Source organism: Armatimonadota bacterium (assembly GCA_036504095.1).
Taxonomy (GTDB): Bacteria; Armatimonadota; DTGP01; order JAKQQT01; family JAKQQT01; genus DASXUL01.
On record DASXVS010000017.1, the window covers coordinates 1 to 21,620 of the forward strand.

Here is a 21,620-nt window from a genome sequence, read left to right on the forward strand (position 1 = left end):
GCGCAGGTCTTCAAACGCGAAGATGGCCCCACCATAGGCGATAAGCTTTTCCACGGTGGTTCCGTCAGTGTATGTGACCTTAACGCGCGCCACGACCGTGTCCGCCTCGGTGACGTTCGTGGTCGCCCACAGGAAGCGCAATTCGCCGGCCTTGCGGTCGCCAAGTGGGATATCGATCGATTTCGGCCATTCTCCCGCCGGATTGAGCGCGCCCGCCATCCAGAGCGCCGGGCCAACGCTGAACGTCGTGCCCGCAAGGGTTTCGAGTTTCGAGTGACTGGCTCCGAGTTCGGGGATGGGGCTCGGAACTCGAAACTCGGAACTCGGAACCGGCAGTTCGACCGTGAAGCCCTTGTGAGTGGACATGTCCACCGGCTTGCGGTCCCAGAACGTGCGGAACGCCTCATCCGGGTCATAGCCAAGCGCGTCCAGGCCGGGCTGGCCGCCGTTCCACGCGTACTCGCCAGCTAGAAGGTAGGCCACGAACTGGATGAAACTCGCGCCGCCAACGAGGTCGGTGCTCATCGAATAGCCCGCCCAGGTCGTCTGGCAGAGGCCCATCGCCTTCTCATTGCCCAGCACACGCGCGAAATTCTGGATATTGCCGCGCTCATACCACGGGCATCCCACGACCTGGAAGCCTTCCTTCTGCCAGATCCCCACGCTCGGGAAATCGGGTTTCTGGGCATCGTAGTGCCAGTCGGCGATGATGATGTCCTTCGGCAAGCCGGACCGGCGGGCCTTTGCGGTGGGCACGTCCGGCGCGTTGCCGGCGTCGTTGGCTTCGTCCGGCCAGTGCAGGAACTCGTCGCCCCACATCATCGTGGCGATGCCCTTCGCCTTCAGCCAGTCGTGGACCTTGTTGACGTCCTCGAGGATCAGGTCATTCACCGGCTTGCTGACGCCCTTCGGCGGGAAGAGGCCGCCGGTGGTGATCTCGTCTCGGCCGATGTGGAAGGTCTTCGGCTTGAAGATGTCGATCGCTTCCTGCATCACCGGGAACAGGATGTCCGTGTAGACGCGTCCCTTGGTGGGGTCGTACTGGTAGCGCTTCACCGGATCCGTGGCCACATCCAGGTTCTGGCCGTTCACGAACATCCAGTCGGCGTGACCGAGGCCGTTGACCAGAGGGATCGGCTCCATGAAGTGCGCCCGCGCATAGTCCACGGTCTTCTTCATATCCGCCAACGGTGTGGAGCGACCCTTGTCCCAGATCTTGGGCTGCGACTTCCACTGCGAGAAGTCCACCTGGTACAGCATCTGGTTCAACTTCGTCGCGGCGCAGATTTTGGAGATCATCGCCTCGTGGAACGGGACCGACTGCGGCCCGCCGAACCAGTGAACGCCCCGGAAAGGCATGGAGGGCCAGTCGCGTATCTTCACGGCCTTGATGTACACCCCGTCCTGGTCCACCCGGATGAGCTGCTTCAGCGTCTGGATGCCATAATAGACGCCGCGCGGGTCGGAGCCGACAACAGACACGCCGTATTCCCCCGAGAGGAGCCTATAGGCCTCAGGATTGGACGGTGGTGTTAGGCTGGCCTCGTACTTGTCGCCAACCGGCCAAACATAGATATCCACGCTGTTACGCAGTTCGTCTATCGGACCGTTTAGGTCACCGATGGGCAGGCTAAGGCCCCACACGTCCTCGAGTTCGGCCTGGAGTTCCTTCGCGCCCTGCTTGGCCTCAGGCGAGGCCGACTTCATCACGTAGATACGGCTGAACTTGTCGAGACGCGCCTTGCCCTCGCCAACCTTCATCTCCTTCGGGTGCGGGATCACCGGCAGTTCGGCGCGGTACGGAACGCGGGCGGTGTCGATGTCCTTCACCTTTGCGCCTGTGGCCATGCCTTCCACGGATTTGTTCGCCACGGGATTGCTGAACTTCCACGTGACAGTCACGCCCTGTTGTCCCGGCTTGACAGGGATCTGCGGTACACCGATGCCGAACCAGAAGACCGGGTTAGCGCGCGCCCAGTCCTGCTGGCCGCCGCGCGCGTCGAAGAGCTTCATCGCCGCCGTGTCCTTGTCGGTGCCTTCCACGGCGATCTCGATGCGGCCGATGCGGCTCTCAAACGTGATCTGCTTCACCAGCGGGCAGAGCTGGCTTGCGTTCTGATCGTCGGTCGTGGCGTACATCGGCACCGTGCCGGATTTGGGGCCGTCGATCGTTTCCGCCTTGAACGGCACCCCCGATATGAGGTTGGCGTTGATGTAGCCGTTGGTGTACTCCACCTCGGCCGGCGCGCCCTTGCTGCCCCAGGTGACCGCGATCTTGACCGTATCGTCCGGCCGGACTTCCACGCGGTACTTGGCCCATGCGCCGTCGGTCTCGTACGCGACCGTTCCGACTTTGGCGTCGCCCTCGGTAGCGGTCGTGAACTTCGGTATTTCCTGATCCTGGTTCAGGATCGGACCCGTCCACCCAGGCTTGACCACGTAGAGATGCGATTCGCGGGTGACCGGGATACCGTTGTAGAAAAGCCGCAGGTGCCGTCCCTGCGAGAACACGGCCCGCACATGCCCGGCGGAAAGGTCCAGGTTCTCGGCCCGCGTCATCGGCAGCCCCAACACGAAGAGAGCGAAAACTATCATTCGAATCATCAGGTATTCCTTTGTGTTATGTCGATTTCCACCACGGAGAAAGCGGAGGACACGGAGGAATTGCTTTTGTCTTCCTCCGTGCTCCTCCGTGTCCTTCGTGCCCTCCGTGGTCGATTCGGGTGTGCTTACGATATTCCAGTCAGTCCCCCTAGAACAGGTGCGCATTCGGTACGCTTGGACTCCACGGTAACACTCTTGATACCGGTTCCGGGCCTCGGATTCGTCCACCTCCACACGCGCTGCGATGTGGCTATCCCCTGGACGCTCTTGCGGTTCACCGTCACGTTCTGGTCGCCGGCCCGCTGGTCGGTCGCCGCGGCGATCTGCACGCCATACAGCACCGGGACAGTTTCCGTCTTGCCATCGGCATACATCACATTCAATGTGGCAACCTCGGTGTCCATGGCAGTCGCCAGCGTGCCCGACCACAAGAAAGCGAGTTCCGAAGCCTTCTTTCCACCCAGCGGCAACGTTACGGATACCGGTCCTGCGGAGAGCGCCCCGGCCAGCGCCAACGGAGCGACCTGAGCGAACGACACACCGGCCAGTCGCGTTCCGAGTTTCGAGTTCCTAGTTCCGCGAGCCGAGGGCTTTGGTTCCGTCACTCGGAACTCGGAACCCGGAACTCGAAACTGAACCGTGAAGCCCGGGCGTAAGGTCCGGTCCACCGGCTTCCTGTCCCAGAAGTGGCGGAAGGCGGCTTCCGGATCGTAGCCCAGCTCATCGAGGCTGTATTTGCCGCCGTTCCATGCGTGCTCGGCGGCCAGCAGGTAGGCGACGAACTGGTACAGGTTCTCCTTGAGGACGATGTCTTCGGACATGATCCAACCGGCCCATGTGGTCTGGATCATCCCCAGTCCCTGCGCTGCGGTGATGGCCTTCGCGAGATAGCGGATGTTGTTGCGGTCGAACCAGGAGCAGCCGATGACGTCGAACCCGGCCTTCTTCAGGATTTCGAAACTCGGATAGCGGGGCGAATCGCCCTGGTAGTGCCAGTCGGCGATGACGATGTCCTTCGGCAGTTGCTCGCGCATCGCCTTGCCGTCCGCCAGCGTCGGGGCGTTGCCCGCGTCCGTTGCTTCCTCGGGGAAGTGGACCAGTTCGTCGCCCCACATCATCGTCTTCACGTTGCGCTGCTTCAGCCAGTCATGGACCTTCGTGACGTCGTCCACGATCAGTTTCACCGCCGACTCCGTCTCGCCCGCCGGCGGGAGCGAGCCGGGCTTCACGGTGATCTCGTCGTGGCCGATGTGCAGGTACTTCGGCTGGAACAGGTCGATCGCTTCCTGAAAGACCTTGAAGAGCAGTTCGTACGATTTGGGGTTGTGAGGGTCGAACGAGCGCTTGTTGTCCGAGTAAAGCAGGTCCTTGTTCTGGCCGTTCACGAACATCCAGTCGGAGTTTCCAAACGAGGTGACCTCCGGGATCGGCTCCATGAAATGGGCGCGGGCGAGGTCCACGGTCTTCTTCACGTCCGTCTTGCTCATGCCGCGGGCGGCATCGGGCTTGGCGACGGCCTCCCAGTCGGCGTACTCCACTTCGAAGAGCATCGTGTTCAGCTTCAGCGGCGCGGCGATGTTCTCGATCATCCGCTTGTGGAACGGGTGGGAGTTTCTCCCTCCGAACCAATGGACACCCCGAACGCCGAGGGTTGGCCAGTCGCCGATCTCGGAACCCTTGAGGAATACGCCCCTTTCGTCTGCGCGAACCAGTTGCTTCAGCGTCTGCGCTCCGTTGTACGCGCCACGCGGACTCGACCCAAATACGATGACACCCCAATGGTCCACCGACAGCGCGTATCCTTCGGGCCGCTTCATCAAGGCACGGAAATGAGCGTCATTGCGGCTTCCGCCGATGGCCATCAGTCGGGGGATGACCTGAGGTTGAATTATGTAGATCCCACCTCCTTCGAGGCCGCCGTCCCATCCCGTGAGGTCAGTCTTCAGGATGCGCACAGGCGTATCCCAGAGGTCGCGGAACTCGGACTGCAACTCCCGCGCCGCCTGCTTTTCCTCTTCGCTTGCCTTATCCGAGATGATGATGCGATGGCTCCCCTGGCTCAATCGATACGGGCGGATGTTTTCATCCATCTCCTTCGGCTTCGGGATGATCGGAAAGTCCGGGACGAACGGGCCGAGCGCGGATTTGTCCGGCGTGACCGTAGTCTTGACAGTCATCGACTTCGGCAGCGGCCCTGCCGCCGGGGGGCTGAACCTGTACGTCATCGTGAGTGTCTTCTCGCCCGGCGCGGGCATCGGCTTCACATCCATCCCCAGCCAGAGCATTGGGTTTTTGCGCGCCCACTCGGCTTCGCCCTTGCGGTAGTCGTCCAGGCGCATCGAGGCCGGCTTGCCGTCGTCCTCAATCGTCAACGCAACCGGACCGAGTTTCGTCTGGAACGTGATCTGAGAGATGTCCCGCAGAAGCGTAGTCGCCGCCGGCGGCGCGACGAGGGGCACCTTGCCCGACCGCCCGCCGTTGGCGGTATACGGCGCGCCCTCAAAGAGGTTGGCGTTCAGGTAGGTATACAGCGTTGCCTCAGCGGGCGGCTCCGCCTTGCAGCCGTAGGTCAGTTTGAGCGTGAACAGGTCGGGCCGCAGCTCGAAGCGGTAGCGCGCGTAGCCCTGTTCCGCCGTGAACTCCGCCGTCCCAACCTGAACCCCGCCCTCACCCGAGGAAGCGCACTTCGGCGTGGCGTCGTCCTGGTAGATGTACACACCTGTCCAGCCCGGCTTGATGACGAACAGGCTCTGGTCGCGAAAGACCGGCACGTTCCGCACAAAGAGCGTCATCCGGCTTCCGCCGTTCACCTGAAACCGCAGGTCTCCCGATTTCATCTCCATGAGCGGTGCCGCGTGCGCAGCGGAAGCGGCAAGCGCCAGAGCCACAAAGTAGCGAAGCATATAACCCTCTTTCACCGCAGAGGACGAAGAGAGCCGCGGAGCTGATTCAGTGACTTCCTCTGCGGCCTCCGCGTCCTCTGCGGTAAGCAATCAGCCTACTCGATGCCGGTCAGGCCGAGCAGGACGGGCGCTGCCTCGGACTGGGCGCTGCTGAGCGTTACGCTCTTGATTGCTTTCGCGGGGTTGGGGTTTGTCCACATCCAGCGGCGCACGCTGGCGCTCTGCCCCCGCGGCGTAGTACCGGTCCAGGCTGTCGTCGTCTGCGGTCCGGCCTGCGCGTCCGTGAAGGCGAAGATCTGACGTCCGTAGGCGATGGGCGCCTGAACGGTCGCACCGTCCGTGTAGGTGACCTTCAACGTCGCGACCGGTGTGTCCTTCGCTGCGGCGAATGTGGCGCCCCACAGGAAGTGCAGATCGGCCGCCTTCCGGTTCAGCGTGATGGTCACCGATTTCGGCCACTCGCCCGGCGGGTTCAGGGCGCCGTCCAGCCATATCGGCGTTGACTGTCGGAACGTGATGCCGCTCAGCGCCATCGGTTCCGACTTCCGCGTTCCGAGTTCCGGGATGGTACTCGGAACGCGGGACTCGGAACTCGGAACCCCGAAGTCCACCGTGAACCCGGCGCGTTTCACCATGCTCACGGGCCGCCTGTCCCAGACGGCCAGGAAGGCGTCGTCCGGGCGGTAACCGAGGTCCGCCACGTTCGGCTTACCGCCGTTCCACGCGTACTCCGCGCCGAGCAGGTAGGCCACGAACTGGTTGAAGGAGTCGCCCTTCACGATGTCCGGGAACATGTTGTAGCCGGCCCACGTAGACTGCAGGAAGCCGAGACTCTTCTCCTTGTTCAGCACGCGGCTGAAGTTCTGGATATTGCCCCAGTCGTACCACGTTGTGCCCAGAACCTGGAAGCCGTCCTTCTGGAGGATCGCCACGCTCGGGAAAGCGGGGTCGCTGCCCTGGTAATGCCAGTCGGCGATGATGGTGTCCTTCGGGACGCCCGCGCGGCGAGCCACGGCATCCGCCTTTGTGGGGGCCAGGCCGGCGTCCGTTACCTCGGTCTCGTGGAGCAGCATGTCGCCCCACATCATCGTCTTGATGCCTTTGGCGGCCAGCCAGTCGTGCATCTTGTTCGTGTCCGCCAGGATAAGCTCACCGGCGGTCTTCTTCGAGCCCGCCTTGGGGAACTGGCCGCTCATCGTGACCTCGTCATGCCCGATGTGGAAGTATTTCGGCTGAAACAGGTCCACGGCTTCCTGCATAATCGGCATCACGATTTCGTAGGTCTTCGGGTTCTCGGGGTCATAGGCGAACGGCTTCGAAGGATCGGCGCAGATATCGAGATTCTGATTGTTCCAGAAGAGCCACTCGCTGTGTCCCAGCGTGTTCACCAGCGGGATGGGCTCGATGAAGTGCGCCCGCGCGTAATCCACGGCTTTCTTGACGTCCGCCTTCGTGCTGCTGCGCTCGGAACTCCAGATCTTCGGCTGCGTGGCCCACTGCGTGTAATCGCACTGGAAGACCATCGTGTTCATCTTGAACGCCGAGAGGACGCGGTCGATCATCTTCTTGTGGAACGGCCACGCGTCCGGCCCGCCGAACCAGTGGACGCCGCGCATCGAAAGCGATGGCCAGTCCGAAATCTCCACAGGCTTGATGTACACACCCTTGGCGTCCACACGGATCAACTGCTTCAGGGTCTGGACGCCGTAGTATACACCGTGCGGATCGCCCCCAAGAACCGCGACCCCGCCTAGCTGCGAACCCATGAAGTAGGACTCGGGGTGGGACAGGGTCTCGCGGATGTGCCGGACCCTTTCCACCTCCCCGGAGCGTGGAGGAGGCAGAAGCGCGGAACCCAGGAACAGCTCGATGGCGTCATTGTCCGTTTCACCGGACCAGGTTGCGACATTGACCTTTTCGATCCGCACCGGCACGCTCCAGAATTCCTTGAACTCCGCGACGAGTTCCCGGGCGCCCTGTATCTCTTCTTCGCTCGCCGTGTCCGAGATCAGAATCCTGGTCTTGCCCGGCATCACCCGGAACGGGGCCAGAGCCTTGCCTGGCTTCATCTCCTTCGGCCGCGGGATAACCGGTGTTTCGACGACGAACGGACTCTGAGCGACTTTCACGGGAACCACCTTCGCCTTGCCGGCGGCGGAGGCGACGACGGTCCTTTGTGCAGGCTCTCCGAATTTCCACGTGATGGTGATGGTGTGCTCGCCAGGCGGCAGCGCGGGGGCCGGCACGCCGATTCCCAGCCAGAAAATAGGGTTCTTGCGCGCCCAGTCCTGTCCGCCTTTGCGGGCGTCGAACAGCGTGAGCGATTTCGTGATGTCCGAGGTGCCCTCTACGGTCATCTCGATACGGCCAAAAGCCGTCTCGAACACCGCGTGTGACATGTTCGGGGCGAGTTTGGATTCGACCTGGTCGGCACTCTTCGCGAAAAGCGGTACCACGCCGCTTACTTTGCCCTTGACCGTTTCCGCTGTGAACTTCGCGCCCTGCAGGATATTGGCGTTCAGGTAACCGGCGTCGTACTCCACCACGGACTCCGGACCCTTGCTGGCGAAAGTGAGCGTGACCTTGAACGTGTCGTCCGGGCGGACCTCGAAGCGATACTTCGCGTAGGCGTTCAACTTGTCGAAGGTCGCGGTGGCCACTTTCGTGCGGCCTTCGGAGGAGGTGGTCACCTCCGGATCGTCTTTGTCCTGGTTCAGGTAGGCGCCCGTCCACCCGGGCTTAACGATGTAGAACGTGGACTCACGGATGAACGGGACGCCGCGCACGGTGAGCTCCATCCCGGAGGACTTGCTCAACGAGAAGCGCAGATGCCCCGCGGAAAGGTCCGCCAGGGGTGCGGGGCCGGCGGCGAACGCGGGAATAACCGAGAGGGCGCCGCTGCACAGCAGGGCGGCCAGGGCGAATCTCAACATGGGCTTGCCTTTCACATTGTTATATAACAACAGTCCATATTGAGGCAACGGGGCTGTGAAAGTCAATCCCGACCGCTATCGTGCCCCGACGTCAAGCGTGCGAGGCGGTCCGGCGGCAACTTTTTTCGGTTTTTTTTGCATGAACGGTCCATTTTGCGATCATCCATGACATAATAAGTTTTGAAGGGCCCAGCGCCGCCGATGAGCGGGTTGTTCCTGGCCCCGTCCCCGTCGAGTTGGCAACACGGTCACAATTCGACGGTCGATTTGCGAAGCGCCTCGCGGTATGCGGGGCGCTTCCTCTTTTTGGCGGGTCACCCGGCCTTCGGCCACCCTTTCCCGCCGCTATGCGAAACCCCGCGCGGGTCGCGAGCGTCCATCTTCATGGCGGCTCCCGGTCTCCTATTGCCGCCTGAAACCGTATACACCAAATCCGGAGCGTTTCACCGGGTGGTATAATGCACGTGAGGTAAGAATGTTCACGAAAGCCAGTCGCTTTGTCCCGATCTTCGGCGCCCTTCTCATGGTGATGTCCATCGCCGTCCCCGCGCGCGCGGAATTCTCGAAGGATGAGATCAAGATGGGCGAGGAAGCGGCCAAGGAGGTCGAGAAGGAGTCCAAACTCTGCAAGGACGAGGCTCTCACCAAACGCGTCAGCGATATCGGCCAGTCCCTCGTCAAATCCCTCAACAGCCCCAAGGATGTCTACGTCTTCAAGGTACTGGATGAGAAAGACGTGAATGCCTTCGCGCTTCCCGGCGGCTTCGTCTATGTCTACAAGGGCCTGATCGACTCAGCGGAGTCCGATGACGAACTCGCCGGCGTGATGGCCCACGAAATCACCCACGCCGACCATCATCACGCGAAGAAGATCATGAAGAAGTCCCAGCCATGGGACCTCGCGACGATGGCCGTTCTGCTTGCGGGGATCTTCTCGGGGAAGGATATCACCGCCCCCGCGCAGGTGATCGGCGTTCTCCAGACCAGCAAAATCAACGGCTATACGATCGACCTCGAGAAGGATGCGGACGCCGGCGGCATGAACTTGATGCTAAAGTCCAAGTACAACGCCGTGGGAATGCTGACCTTCATGGAACGCCTCGCGCGGACGGAACAGCATTCCGGCTCATCCGCCGTGGACCTCGGAATCTTCCGCACCCACCCGTGGAGCGCGGACAGGGCCATCGCGCTGCGAAACGCGCTCGAAAAGGCCGGAGTGGATATCAACCGGCGGGCGGTCATGAAGTCATTGCGCGTAACGGTGGAGCCCGTGAAGGATGTGGACGCTGCGGCCCTGGTGATGGACAATAAGACAGTGATCACCCTCGCGCCGGATGGCAAAACAGCGGCGCTTGACCGCGGCAAGGCCGCCGCACAACAACTGAACGACCTGTTGAACAAGGACTTGTCGGCGCGCGAAGTCTATGTCGCGAAAAACGGCACCGACATCGTCGCGCGAAACCGCGTGGTCATCAGCGTGAATGACGCGGACGCCCGCCTGGCGAAATCGACGCCCGCCGCTGTGGCCGCGGAAGCGCGGAAAAAGGTTTTCAACGTACTCCTCAGCGAGTATCTTAGACTGAACACGTAGTCGGCATCCGGCATCCGGCATTCAGCATCCCGGACGGGAAACGAAGCCTGAATGCTGGATGCTGAATCCTGAATGCTGACAAAGGAGACCACTTTGCGACGAAGTTTATGGATTGTCCCGGCCCTGGCTGCCACGATCGTTGCCGGTCCCGGGCGCGGCACGCAGGTGCTTGCGCCCGTATACAAGGGTCAGACCGCGCAGGAAGCCGGCATCGTGCTGGGAGGGTGGGGTAGCGGCTCCGCCACGGAGAGCAAAGACGAAGCCTTGAACGGGGCGCGCTCGATTCTGGCTGCCACCGAGGGATACTACAGCGGCGCCCGCATCGATTTCATCAAGCCGCTGGACCTCAGCCGCTACGGTGGACAGAACGGCGTCTCGATGCGCTTCAACATCAAGTTCAAGAGCAGCACGGGCGGGTCCACCGAGGCCGGCGGCCTCGCTCCCGGCGGCGGGTTCTTCCAGGGGATGCCAGCAGGGCCGCCGATGCCTGGCGGAATGCCGGGGGGTGTGCCGGGCCGCGGCTATACCGGTGTGACGGGGCAGGAAGAGGCGCCTCTCACCGTTGCTACCCACGCGCTCCGGGTTGTCCTCTTCAGCGGGAATTCCCGGCTCGCAGCGGTGAATCTGCCGGTTGACCCCGAAATCAACTCGAACGGTTGGATCGGCGTGGACGCGCCGCTGGCCGCGTTCCACGGCTCCGGCGGAACAGCCGCTAAATGGGCCGACTTCAAGGTCAACCGCATGCTCCTCTTCGGCGACGCGACCGACTCGTTCTACATCGGCGATATCTCCATCGTTCAGATGGACCTGTCCATCACCGACGTATCCCTTGGCGAAGACCAGGAGATCGCCGTCGGCGATACCGCGGAATTCACCGGCTCCGCGAACGGTGGCGCGGGCCTCAAGTTCAGTTGGGATTTCGACAGCGCCAACGGACTGAGCGAAGACGCCATCGGCCGGAAGGTCTCGTTCCGCTATCGCAAGGAGGGCACGTATACCGTTACCCTCACCGTCAGCGACCCCACCGGCGTGATGAAACCGGTCGTGAAGACCGCCACCGTAAAGGTCAACGGCTGAAAAGAGAATGATGAATAATCAGCGATGAATGAAGTACGGGCGCGTCACCCGCAGCCGGCATTCATCGCTCGTCATTCATCATTGATCCCCATGCTCTTCGAACTGCTGCGCGCGGCGCGCCCTTACCAGTGGATCAAGAACCTGCTACTCTACGCGGGGTTTCTGTTTACGCTGGGCGCCGGACGGACATTGGCCGACTTCGGACGCGCGACCGCCGGGGTCGTGATCTTCTGCTGCCTGTCCGCGTCGGCCTATATCCTCAACGACCTGCTGGACGCGGAGGGCGACCGGCGCCACCCGGCCAAGCGTAATCGCCCGATCGCTTCCGGCCGGCTGTCCCCCGTGTCCGCGCTTGCCGCGGCGATCATCCTGGGGCTGCTGGGCCTCGCGGCGGCGTGGCTCATGGATCCGGGGTTCGGGCTCATCTCGAGCGTGTACCTGGCCCTCACGCTCGCGTACTCCACGTTTCTGAAGCGCGTTGTGCTGCTGGATGTGATGGTGCTAGCCCTCGGCTACGTGGTGCGCGCCGTGGCAGGCGCGGTGATCATACACGTTCCGGCGTCGTTCTGGCTGGCCCTGTGTACGATGCTGCTGGCCCTGTTCATCGGATTGTGCAAACGCCGCGCGGAACTGTCCTCCAACAACCAGGGCGCTCCCATGCGCGAGGTGCTCGCAGAATACAGCCTTCCGCTGCTGGACCAGATGATCGGCGTCGTCACGTCCTCGGCGCTTCTCGCCTATTCCCTTTACACTTACTTCACGCCGACAAACACCGCCGCGGCCCCGGCGTGGAGGTTCGCGAACCACCTGCTCACCTTCACGATCCCATTCGTGGTCTACGGCATTTATCGCTACCTGTATCTCGTTTACCGGCGCAACGAGGGCGAATCACCCGAAGCGCTGTTCCTCCACGACGGGCCTCTCCGCTACAACACGGCGCTCTGGGCGCTCGCCTGCGCGGTCGCCAGGCTTGCCGCCGGCCTGACGCACTGACCACCCATGTCTGAATCCAAACTCACTCTCGTTACATACAACATCCATCACGCCGCGGGCATGGACCGCCGCATCTCCATCCCGCGCGTTTCAGGCGTCCTCAAGGATACGGACGCCGACGTGGTGTGCCTGCAGGAGGTGGACTGCCGCGTCGTCCGCTCGCGGAGATCCCATCAGCCGCGCTTGTTGGCGAAGGCGCTGGGCATGAAGGCCGTATTCGGCGCGACACTCAAGTGGCCCCTCGGAGCGGGGTACGGAAATCTTGCCCTGTCGCGCCTGCCGCTCATCGCCGCGCACACGCACCATCTTCCGCTGGGGGAGGAGCCGCGTGGCATTGTCGAGATGCACGTACAAGCGCCGTTTGGGCCTATCGCGATTTTCGGCACCCACTGGGGGCTGTCCGAGGAAGAGCGAGCGGAGCAGGCCGAGGCGACTGCACGCTTCATCCGCCATGCCAAGCTCCCTGCACTGCTGGCCGGCGATCTCAACGAAGGCCCGGACGGACGCGCCCACGCCGTCCTGACCGCCGCCGGGCTAACGCGCCTCGGCACCTCCGATCCGACCTTTCCCGCGGATGACCCGGCCGCCTGCATCGACCACGTCTACGGCACGCAGCAGTGGCGCGTCGAGGAAACGTACGCCATCCCGTCGCTAGCGTCCGACCACCGCCCCGTGGTCGTGGAATTGCGGTTCGTTCAGGGTGTGTGAACGTGCGCTTGCCGCCAAAGTGAAACTTCCAGGGGCCCGCCGGCGTAACGCTGAGTGATAGCTGTTTCGGCCGAGGTCTATGGAGGTACTATTATGGGAGAGTTCCTGTTTGGATTGGCGGAGTTTCTGGCGCTGATAGTCTTCATCGTGGCGTTGGTCCAGGGCAAGGGCTTCTGGAATGCGGTCCGGATGGGTGTCGGCGTGCTCATTCTGGGCGTCGTTGCCGTTCTCGTCCTCGGGCTTCTGGGTTTCGCCTTCAGGCTGACGATGGGCCTGCTCACGCTGGCGCTTTGGGGAATCGTGATATACGCCATCGTGGTCTTCCTTGCGAAGGCTCTTCGCGGCGCCGAGATGTAGCGCTTCAGGCTCCGGTTTCCGCGCGGGCCGAGCGATGGAACTGTCGCTCGGCCCGCATTGACGTGACGGGGTGGAGGGTGGCCGATGCTGGCGATTCTCGGGGCGTACGTGGCGATTGGGGGCCTGTTCGCCATGCTCGGCATCCCCATGGCGGCGAGACGCGTCCCGCCGAACGCGTGGTACGGACTGCGGGTTCAAAAGACTCTGAAGCCGGGCAATGAGCGGATCTGGTACGAGGCCAACGCGTACTGCGGCCGGCTGATGATCTGGGCGGGCGCGATCACGGCGATTTGCGCGGTGGCGCTCCGGTTCGTGAAGGGCCTTTCCCTTGACGCTTACTCCCTCGACTGCACGGCCGTAATGCTGGCGGGCCTCGCCATGATGATCATCCTGAGTTTCAGATACCTGGCAACATTGAAATGAGCACAGATCCCCCATCCCCCATACCCGGTCCCCCATCCTCCACCCCCGCCGGGCTTTTCATCGTCTACACGGGAAACGGTAAGGGCAAGACCAGCGCGGCGCTCGGCATCGTGCTACGGATGATGGGTCGGGGAATGCGCGCCTGCATGCTCCAGTTCATCAAGAAGAAGAGCCTCAGGGCCGCGGAGAACCGCTTTGGCGAGGCGATGGGCGTGGAGATCGTCGGGCTTGGCGACGGTTTCACGTGGGTCGCCCGCGATGACAACGCGTCCAACGAGGCGCTGGCGCGGGAAGGCTGGCAGATCTGTAAGGACCGCATCAACAGCGGCGAATACCACGTGGTCATCCTGGACGAGATTACCTATCCCATCACGTTCGGCTGGCTGCCGGTGGAGGACGTCCTCGAGACGATCCGCGCCCGTCCTCGAGGCCTGCATATCGTGATCACCGGGCGTGACGCGCACCCCGCGCTCATCGAGGCCGCCGATCTCGTGACGGAAATGCGCGAAATCAAGCACCCCTACCAGCGCGGCGTGCCACCCCAGAAGGGAATCGACGTCTAAGTGATTACGGCGGCGCTTCGGCGGCGCTTGCCGTCATCGTGTGTTCGTCATGGTGGGTGTTCGCGCTAACCTGTAACCAAGGATGGACAAATCGGATTAGAGCGCGCGGGCCGGTATGCTGGGCCCCGCGCCGGCACTCTACAAAGGACTCCCGGGATGAACCGTCGCTGTTTTACTATGCTGGCAGCAGCATTCATTGCTAACTCTGTTCATGCGGACACGACAGTGCCCCCACCGCTCCGTTGCCGCGTGTCCCCCTCCGGTGAGCTCCTTCTCCGCTATTCCCGCGGAGAGATCGATCTCCCCGGTATCTGGTCCAAACCCGTGGTGCGCCCCCGTCTGAGCCTGCTGGGGCGCGGGGGGAAGTCCGGCGACCAGCGGATCAACGACGCGGAAAAAGACCTGGCCCAGTTGCGTGACGCTCCGCAGGCTCCCTCGACCACGCAGAGCTCAACCAGTATCGCCGTGAGCGGGAGGAACATTGTTGCCGGGTACAACGACAGCGCCGCGCTGAGCAGCGTGTCCCGCTCGATGAACGGATACAGTTTCTCCATGGACGGAGGCGTTACCTGGACCGACGGCGGCGGGGTTCCGTCCGCGCCGGGTACGGTGAGCGTCGGCGATCCGTCCGTGGTCGTGAACCGGGCCGGCGTGTTCTACTACGCCTCCATGGTACTCGATTACAACGGCCCCGATGGGGGGCGCGCCGTAATCGCCGTTTCCCGCTCCACAAACGGAGGGCGCACCTTCGGCAACCCGGTGACCGTCAACGCGGGCAGCCTGCCGCTGAATACCTCCAGGCAGCAGGCGAGTGATGTCGTACAGTCGTTAAGTGACAAGGAAGAAATCGCCGTGGACACATCGGGCGGCCCGCGCGACGGCACGCTCTACGTCGCCTGGAACCAGTACATTTCGACCACCTATTCCAACGCCGTGCGGAGCACTACGTCGCGCATCATGATGGCGCATTCACATGACGGCGGCGCCTCCTGGAGCGCGGCCGTGCCCGTATCCACCCTTCATTACCAGACGGAATACTACGGCTACTCCAGCGGTTCGTATGTTTCCGGCGCGGCGCCGGCGGTGGGGCCGTCGGGAGAGGTCTACTGCGCCTGGGAGGAAACCCAGGCAGCGACTCCCACCGGCACGCAGTACATTTCGCGGAGCGATGACGGTGGGGCCACGTTTGCGCTCAGCAGCCAGATGGTGGCCGCGGTGAACCGTATCGGCAACGCCACGGAAGGTGTTCTCGCGGGCGGCCCGCGCACAAACGAATTCCCGTCGGTGGGCGTGGACGGGCATACCGGCGTCGTCTACATGGCTTACGCATCGGCGCCCACAATGTTTCCCGGCGACGCCACGATTCCCTGCAGTTCCGATCGGTCTAACGTCTACCTCATCCGCTCGCTGGACCAGGGGCGCACGTGGTCGGGTCCGCTCCGCCTGAACGATGACAAAACACTGAACGATCAGTTCTTCCCGGCGCTCACGGTCACGGCCGCCGGCGTGATCGGCGTGGCATGGTACGATCGCCGCAACGACCCGTATAACCAGAGGTTTGATGTCTACCTGGCCCAATCGCGCGACGGGGGAAAGACGTTTGGGGCGAACCGCCGGGTAAACACCGTCGCGTCGCCTCTTCCACAGGTCAACCCCAATTTTGACCCCATGATCGCCGCGAACTACATGGGTGACTACATCGGGATCGCCACGGACGGCCTGTCGTTCCACATCGCATGGGGCGACAATCGCGACGTACTGAACTCAACGTCCTACGGCCCGCGTCCCGACCCCGACATTTACTACGCTTCCAGCGCCGTTGCCGGGAGGTGATGGCGGCATCGGAACCATCGGGCGCCGCGGGGCGGGCAATGTCTACAATGGGCATGTCCGCCTATGCCCTGACCTGACCCTGAAACCCCGCCCATGCCCGTCATCCAGGTAACCGAACTCACCAAGACGTTCTACAACACCAAGCGCGCCTCCGGCTTCGGCGGGGCAGTGCGCAGCCTGTTTTCACGTCAGAAGACGGCGGTCACCGCGGTGGATAGCGTATCCTTCGAGATCGAGCAGGGCGAACTGGTCGGTTTCCTCGGCCCCAACGGCGCCGGGAAGACAACGACACTCAAGATGCTCACTGGCATCGTGTTTCCAACGTCCGGGAAGGCGACGGTCCTGGGCTACACCCCGTGGGAGCGCCGCCAGCCGTTCCAGCGTCAGATTTCACTGGTGATGGGGCAGAAGAACCAGTTGTGGTGGGATCTCCCGGCGTCGGAGTCGTTCCTCCTGCTGCGCGAGATCTACGAAGTGCCGCACGCGCAGTGCAAGGCCACGCTGGACCAACTGACCGAGCTTTTGGATGTGGGCCGTCTCCTGACCACGCAGGTGCGCAAGCTCAGCCTCGGCGAGCGCATGAAACTCGAACTCATCGCCGCCCTGCTCCACAGCCCGCGCGTTTTGTTCCTCGACGAGCCGACCATCGGCCTGGACGTTGTCTCTCAGAAGCGCATCCGCGAGTTCATCAAGGAGTACAACCGGTCGCAGGAAACCACGATCATCCTCACCAGCCATTACATGGACGACATCCAGGAGTTGTGCGAAAAGGTCGTCATCATCGACCACGGGCGGGTGGTCTTCGCCGACCGCCTGGCCGTCCTGGTGGATCGGTACAGCCACACCAAGCTGCTGAAACTCAAGTTCCTCACAACCGTGGAGCGCGTGGACGTGGAGCGGTTTGGCGAAGTGTGCGAGTTCGACGGCGTGTCTATGACGTTGGAGGTCCCCCGCGAAAAGAGCACCAAAGTCGCTGCGGCCGTGCTGGACGCGCTTCCGGTTGCCGATATCACCATCGAAGAGATGGGCGCCGAAGAAGTCATCCGCAACCTGTTCCAGGGCAAGCAGGATTCGGGATTCGGGATTCAGGATTCGACCGCTGATCCCGTGTGAGGTGCATATGCTAAGACAATTCCTGGTGGTGTCAGTTTTCGCATTGTTCGCGATCGCTGCGGCCGCGGCGCCCAGGCCGTCCGACTCCCATCCGCCGGAGTCGGGAACCATGAAGTGGGGAAACCTCACGGTCACCGTCCGCCAGGCGCCTGTCGGTAGCTTCAGCGAGGGTAAGGCCCGCGTGGAGATCAAGGACTCGAAGGGCAAGGTGCTGGCAGCCTTGAGTGACGCCATCGTCGCCAACACCGCAATCCGCGAGATCAACGGCGGCGGCAGCCCCGAACTCGTGGTCAATATGTTCTCCGGTGGGCTGCACTGCTGCTTCACGAACGTCGTTTTCACCCAGGATGGCGGATTCCGTCGATTGATCGATCTTCCCGGCGGGCAGATCGAGGGCATCACCGCCGTGAAGGACCTCGATGGGCGGGGCCGCCCCGAGATCATCATGTACGACAACAACATATGGGCCTATTACGATGACCTGGCCTTCGCGTATTGCCCGTCCATGCCGCTCATCATCGGCTGGAACGGCGCGCGGTACGTCAACCAGACGGCCAAGTTCCCTCAGCAGACGCTGGATTCCGCCAAGGGGTACCAGGCGGATCTGCTGGCCGCCCTTCGCAAGCCACGAAAGGACGACAATCCGACCTGGCGCGAAGAGCGTCGGCACTCCGCCGCGCTCGGCTACTTCTCCAACATGCTCGTAGTCGGCAAGGGCTCCGAGGCCAAGGCCTGGCTGCGCAACCATGCGCCCCGCGAAACGGGAAGCTGGCTGTCCGGACACGAGTCCGAGATCCGAAAGACGGTCGTAGCCTGGTCCAAAACCGTCTACTCCCCTAAAGGCTGAACTCCTCCGCGACCAGCCGGTAAAGAGATCTCGTAGGAAGGCTGGAACGCTGACAGGCCGGCAGTCGTCTTCCAGCAAGGAGACAATCAGAATGCTCAGGCTGGTAGCACTGTATCTATTAACGCTCGCCTTCGCTCTGTTCCAGTCGGCGGACGCGCAGACCATCTCGTTGGACGGTCAGTACATCGGACACGCCTCATCGTCCGGGGGCAGTACCCGCGTGCACTGGGGATTCGTCGGAACTAGCTCGGAGTTGGTCACCGCTTTCACAAACGCGACCGCGTCCGAAGAAGCCGAAGCATTTGCGTACGCCTTTGGCTATATGGCGCCACTCTACGGATCCCTGGACCTCGATGACGGCGAAGGCAACGGCCTGCTTGGGTTTCTGAGCGTCGGCGGATGGCTTGGGCAACCGTGGGAAGGAACTTTCCAGATCTCCAAAGGCAGGGGTCGCTACGAAGGCTTCGCCGGAGGCGGCACCGTGACCGTCGCAGCCCTCCCGGAACCGAACCCGAACCGGCTGACCGCCTTTACGATCAAGGGAACCGCCGCTCCTTCGGTACCGGAACCCTCAAGCCTGTTGCTGGTGGGTACGTCAGCGCTTGCGGGGCTCTATTCTGTCGTCCGACGACGCAGATCCTGAATCCACTAATATCCTCCGTGCACCTCAGTGACCTCTGTCTCCTCCGTGGTTAAAACTCCCACATCCTCCGCGCTGAATATCCGCCTACCGAACGCACAGATTGTCAGGCGCGCAATGGCCCCACCGCGTCCCAACCGGTCAACTCCGCGCCCGGCGTCTCCGCCAGCACCGCCACCGCGAACGTCAGCACGCGGCACCCTTCTTCAAGATGGCCGCCATAGGCCTTTTCCGTGTCCGAGAACGTTATGTGGGCGTGTACGCGACCTTCGATCACCGTCCCCGCCAGCGTGAGGATGTCGTAGGCGCCGTCTCCGTGGACAAAGACATCGCACGTGGGAAGCGATGGCACGCCGACGACATGCACGTTGAATGCGTTCAGCGATCCCACACCGCTGAGGATCACACCGTTGCGAATGCCTTCCCGTTCCACGGCGGCGCGGAGAGCCGTCAGCACATCTTCGCCGGGGTCCATCCGGACCAGCACGACGCGGCCCAACTCGATGCTGCGCGCCGTCACGCCGCAGCCTCTTCCGTGGCGCAGAGGTATTCGGCCAGGCGCTTGCGGCGAGCCTGGAAAGCGCCATAAATGCCGTCCGCGGTTTCCTCGATCGTGCGCTTGCTGTTTGTGTAGGGATCCGCGAGGGTTGCTTCGTTGACGGTGGCTGTCCATTCCGCCGGGATCGCCGAAGCCCCCGAAAGTGCGCCCGCGAGGCCGGCGGCGACCGCGGCCAGGCAGTCCGTGTCCCGCCCGAAGTTCACCGCGGTGGTGATGGCGGTTTTCGGATCGCCTTTGGTGACCGCGAAGACCGCCAGGCCCTTTGACACGATCTCGTTGGCTTGCGACACGCCATAGTTGTGGTATTCGCCGCCGAAGTAGCGACCATAGAACGCGTCGCGCATCTCCATCGGGTTTATGTGGATTTCAGCGGCCTTTAGCGCGTGGTCCAGGTCGCGCTCGATTGTGTCGTACAGAGCGTAGAGGCTGCCCGCCTCGGCGCGGTAGCGCGAGTACTCCCTGGCGACGGCCAGCACCGATTCCACCGTCGCTCCCGGGCGGCATGCTTCCGCCACGGCGGCGTTGTACAGCGCTGCCCAACGCAGAGCGAACGATGTCTCCTTCGCGTAGACCTTGCCCGCCTCGAACGTGTCGTCCGCCGCGCCCGTTGGGTCTCCCGCGTTGATCAGCCCGATCGGGTGCGAGGCCCGCGCCATCGACACAACGTTGGGGAACGGCCACAGCCGGCCCAGTTCCGACGGCGGCACCCCCGCGCGCGCAAGGTTGAGGAGCGAGGCGTCGAACGGCTCCTGCTTGTAAACGATTTTCGCCGGATCGACGTCGCGCAGCCACACGGCCACGAGGTCGTGCGCCAGGATGCGGTCCTGCTTGTCGATAATCGCCGTGGCGATCAGTTTCTGCCGTTCAATGCCGTCCTCTGTCGTACCCGCCGGCCGGTTCCACTCCGTGTACTCGGAATAATGCCGGTACGGGAGCAGTGCTTCCAGATAGCCGTGCGTCTCGCGGATCTTCTCACGCGACCACCCTTCCACGGCGGCCCCCATGGCGGATCCGATCCACGATCCCGCGATGCAGCCACGAAACTTGTCTTTGAGAGTTGGCATATTGAGTCCTCTACCCTTCCCATTCACGGCGGTCCGCCCGGCTCCGCCATGACAGTGTTCAGGCCAGCGCGCGACAAGGTCAAGACACGTTGCTCGTGGTTGCGTCAGCGCTTGAAGAACACTGTTCGACTATCCGGCGCCGGACATATTGAATCCGGCAGTATCCCTCAGAGCACCTCCGTGCCCTCCGTTTCCTCCGTGGTTCAAATCTCAAGTCCTCCGTTGAAAATGGAGTGTCGGGCACGGAGGCCCGACCTACCGTGTGAAAACAACGTTACAATGCACACAGGAGGCGACGCATATGCAAGGTTTCGACACACAACGGCTGAAGCGGGTGCGTGAGGTGCTGGAGCGCGGGATCGAGGAGAAATCCTTCCCCGGTGGCGTCTACGCCATCCAACGCCACGGCGAGACGGTAGCGCTCGGGGCGTTTGGCCTGCGGGATACGAACCCCGATGCGCCCGCGACTCTGGATACGCAGTACGACATGGCGAGCGTCACCAAGCCGGTCTGCTGCGCCACGCCGGCGATGATCCTCATGGAGCAGGGCAGGCTCCACACGGGCGAGGAGGCGCGGTCGTTCTTCCCGGAGTTCAGCCTGCCGCACTGGGCCGGCATCACTATTCACCACCTGCTCACGCACACCAGCGGCCTGCCCGACTGGAAGGCCCTCCACGCGGACGGCCTCGGCGATGAGGCCGCGCTGACCTCGATCTTCAAATGCGAGATGAAGGCGGCGCCCGGCGCGCAATACGAGTATTCCTGCCTTGGCTATATCACGCTAGGCAAGATCCTGGAGCGCGTGGCCAAAGAGCCGCTGGATGCCTTCACCAAGCGCGAAATCTTCGAACCGCTGGGCATGTCGAACTCCGGATTCCGCCGCATCTCGACGTCGCCGAAACTCGGTCCCGCCGACAATGTCGCCCCGACCATCGCCAGCGACCGCGAGCGCGGCAAACTCTACGGCGAGGTCCACGATGGCAACGCCAGCGGCATCGACGGCGTGAGCGGAAACGCCGGCCTCTTCAGCACGGCCGCCGATATGCTCCGCTACGGCCAGATGCTGCTCAACGGCGGTGAACTGGACGGCGCGCGCATTCTCTGTCCGCTCACTGTTGACCGCATGCTCACCAGCCAGATCGACAGGACGGTTGGCGGCCAGACCTGGGGGCTCTTCTGCGCGCCCAGCGGATATCACCCGGGCGGCGACGTCCTGTGGGAAGGCTCCGCAGGGCATACCGGCTTCACCGGAACGTCGCTTCTGGTACACAAAGGACTCGAACTCGTAGTGGTGCTGCTCACCAACCGCGTGCTGATACCGAACGCCACCCACATCCGCGCCCGTCGATTGTTTCACAACGCCGTCGGCGCCGCGATTGCGGGCTGACGTGGCGCCGGCCTCCGTGCCGGTG

General features: G+C 62.9%; 17 protein-coding genes. 12 read left to right on the forward strand and 5 right to left on the reverse strand.

Annotation, left to right across the window (positions count from 1 at the left end; translation table 11 throughout):
- The 3 genes from VGM51_02650 to VGM51_02660 form a co-directional block, all read right to left on the reverse strand.
- Positions 1-2,604: beta-N-acetylhexosaminidase (locus VGM51_02650; protein HEY3411935.1), on the reverse strand; the 2,604-nt coding region annotated here is incomplete at its 3' end.
- A gap of 125 nt (positions 2,605-2,729) precedes the next feature.
- A complete protein-coding gene (locus VGM51_02655) occupies positions 2,730-5,507 on the reverse strand; it encodes a glycoside hydrolase family 20 zincin-like fold domain-containing protein (GenBank protein ID HEY3411936.1) in 2,778 nt (925 codons plus the stop codon).
- A 95-nt stretch (positions 5,508-5,602) separates the two neighbouring features.
- A complete protein-coding gene (locus VGM51_02660) occupies positions 5,603-8,440 on the reverse strand; it encodes a glycoside hydrolase family 20 zincin-like fold domain-containing protein (GenBank protein HEY3411937.1) in 2,838 nt (945 codons plus the stop codon).
- 475 nt (positions 8,441-8,915) lie between these two features.
- Between VGM51_02660 and VGM51_02665 the strand changes: the two genes are divergently transcribed.
- The 11 genes from VGM51_02665 to VGM51_02715 all read left to right on the forward strand — a co-directional run bounded on the left by VGM51_02665 (position 8,916) and on the right by VGM51_02715 (position 18,588).
- Entirely contained in the window at positions 8,916-10,031 is a 1,116-nt protein-coding gene (locus tag VGM51_02665; protein ID HEY3411938.1) for a M48 family metalloprotease, read from the forward strand.
- 93 nt (positions 10,032-10,124) lie between these two features.
- Positions 10,125-11,108 (forward strand): PKD domain-containing protein, encoded by a 984-nt coding sequence (locus tag VGM51_02670; protein HEY3411939.1) that lies wholly within the window; start codon positions 10,125-10,127, stop codon positions 11,106-11,108.
- A gap of 24 nt (positions 11,109-11,132) precedes the next feature.
- Positions 11,133-12,101 carry a decaprenyl-phosphate phosphoribosyltransferase gene (locus VGM51_02675; GenBank protein ID HEY3411940.1) on the forward strand — a complete coding sequence of 323 codons (969 nt, stop codon included), beginning with the start codon at positions 11,133-11,135 and terminating at the stop codon, positions 12,099-12,101.
- Positions 12,102-12,107: 6 nt separating this feature from the next.
- Positions 12,108-12,809 carry an endonuclease/exonuclease/phosphatase family protein gene (locus VGM51_02680; protein ID HEY3411941.1) on the forward strand — a complete coding sequence of 234 codons (702 nt, stop codon included), beginning with the start codon at positions 12,108-12,110 and terminating at the stop codon, positions 12,807-12,809.
- 93 nt (positions 12,810-12,902) lie between these two features.
- Positions 12,903-13,166 (forward strand): hypothetical protein, encoded by a 264-nt coding sequence (locus tag VGM51_02685; GenBank protein HEY3411942.1) that lies wholly within the window; start codon positions 12,903-12,905, stop codon positions 13,164-13,166.
- An 84-nt stretch (positions 13,167-13,250) separates the two neighbouring features.
- Positions 13,251-13,589 (forward strand): SdpI family protein, encoded by a 339-nt coding sequence (locus VGM51_02690; protein HEY3411943.1) that lies wholly within the window; start codon positions 13,251-13,253, stop codon positions 13,587-13,589.
- Positions 13,586-14,152 (forward strand): cob(I)yrinic acid a,c-diamide adenosyltransferase, encoded by a 567-nt coding sequence (gene cobO / locus VGM51_02695; protein HEY3411944.1) that lies wholly within the window; start codon positions 13,586-13,588, stop codon positions 14,150-14,152. Before VGM51_02690 ends, cobO begins: the two co-directional genes overlap by 4 nt.
- Before the next feature lie 225 nt (positions 14,153-14,377).
- Positions 14,378-15,985, forward strand: a complete 1,608-nt coding sequence (locus VGM51_02700; GenBank protein HEY3411945.1) for a sialidase family protein — start codon at positions 14,378-14,380, stop codon at positions 15,983-15,985.
- Positions 15,986-16,078: 93 nt separating this feature from the next.
- Positions 16,079-17,098, forward strand: coding sequence for an ATP-binding cassette domain-containing protein (locus tag VGM51_02705; GenBank protein ID HEY3411946.1), 1,020 nt, complete (start codon positions 16,079-16,081; stop codon positions 17,096-17,098).
- Between the two features lie 7 nt (positions 17,099-17,105).
- Positions 17,106-17,945 carry a hypothetical protein gene (locus VGM51_02710; GenBank protein HEY3411947.1) on the forward strand — a complete coding sequence of 280 codons (840 nt, stop codon included), beginning with the start codon at positions 17,106-17,108 and terminating at the stop codon, positions 17,943-17,945.
- 91 nt (positions 17,946-18,036) lie between these two features.
- Entirely contained in the window at positions 18,037-18,588 is a 552-nt protein-coding gene (locus VGM51_02715; GenBank protein HEY3411948.1) for a PEP-CTERM sorting domain-containing protein, read from the forward strand.
- Between the two features lie 103 nt (positions 18,589-18,691).
- Here the strand turns inward: VGM51_02715 and VGM51_02720 are convergent, their stop codons facing one another.
- The gene (locus VGM51_02720; protein ID HEY3411949.1) at positions 18,692-19,105 is read right to left on the reverse strand and encodes a PPC domain-containing DNA-binding protein; all 414 of its coding nucleotides are present in this window, start codon (positions 19,103-19,105) and stop codon (positions 18,692-18,694) included.
- Positions 19,102-20,208, reverse strand: a complete 1,107-nt coding sequence (locus VGM51_02725) for an ADP-ribosylglycohydrolase family protein (GenBank protein HEY3411950.1) — start codon at positions 20,206-20,208, stop codon at positions 19,102-19,104. The genes VGM51_02720 and VGM51_02725 overlap by 4 nt, the downstream gene beginning before the upstream one ends.
- A 301-nt stretch (positions 20,209-20,509) precedes the next feature.
- Between VGM51_02725 and VGM51_02730 the strand changes: the two genes are divergently transcribed.
- Complete coding sequence (locus VGM51_02730) at positions 20,510-21,595, forward strand: serine hydrolase domain-containing protein (protein HEY3411951.1); 1,086 nt, start codon at positions 20,510-20,512, stop codon at positions 21,593-21,595.
- The last annotated feature ends 25 nt before the right edge of the window (positions 21,596-21,620 follow it).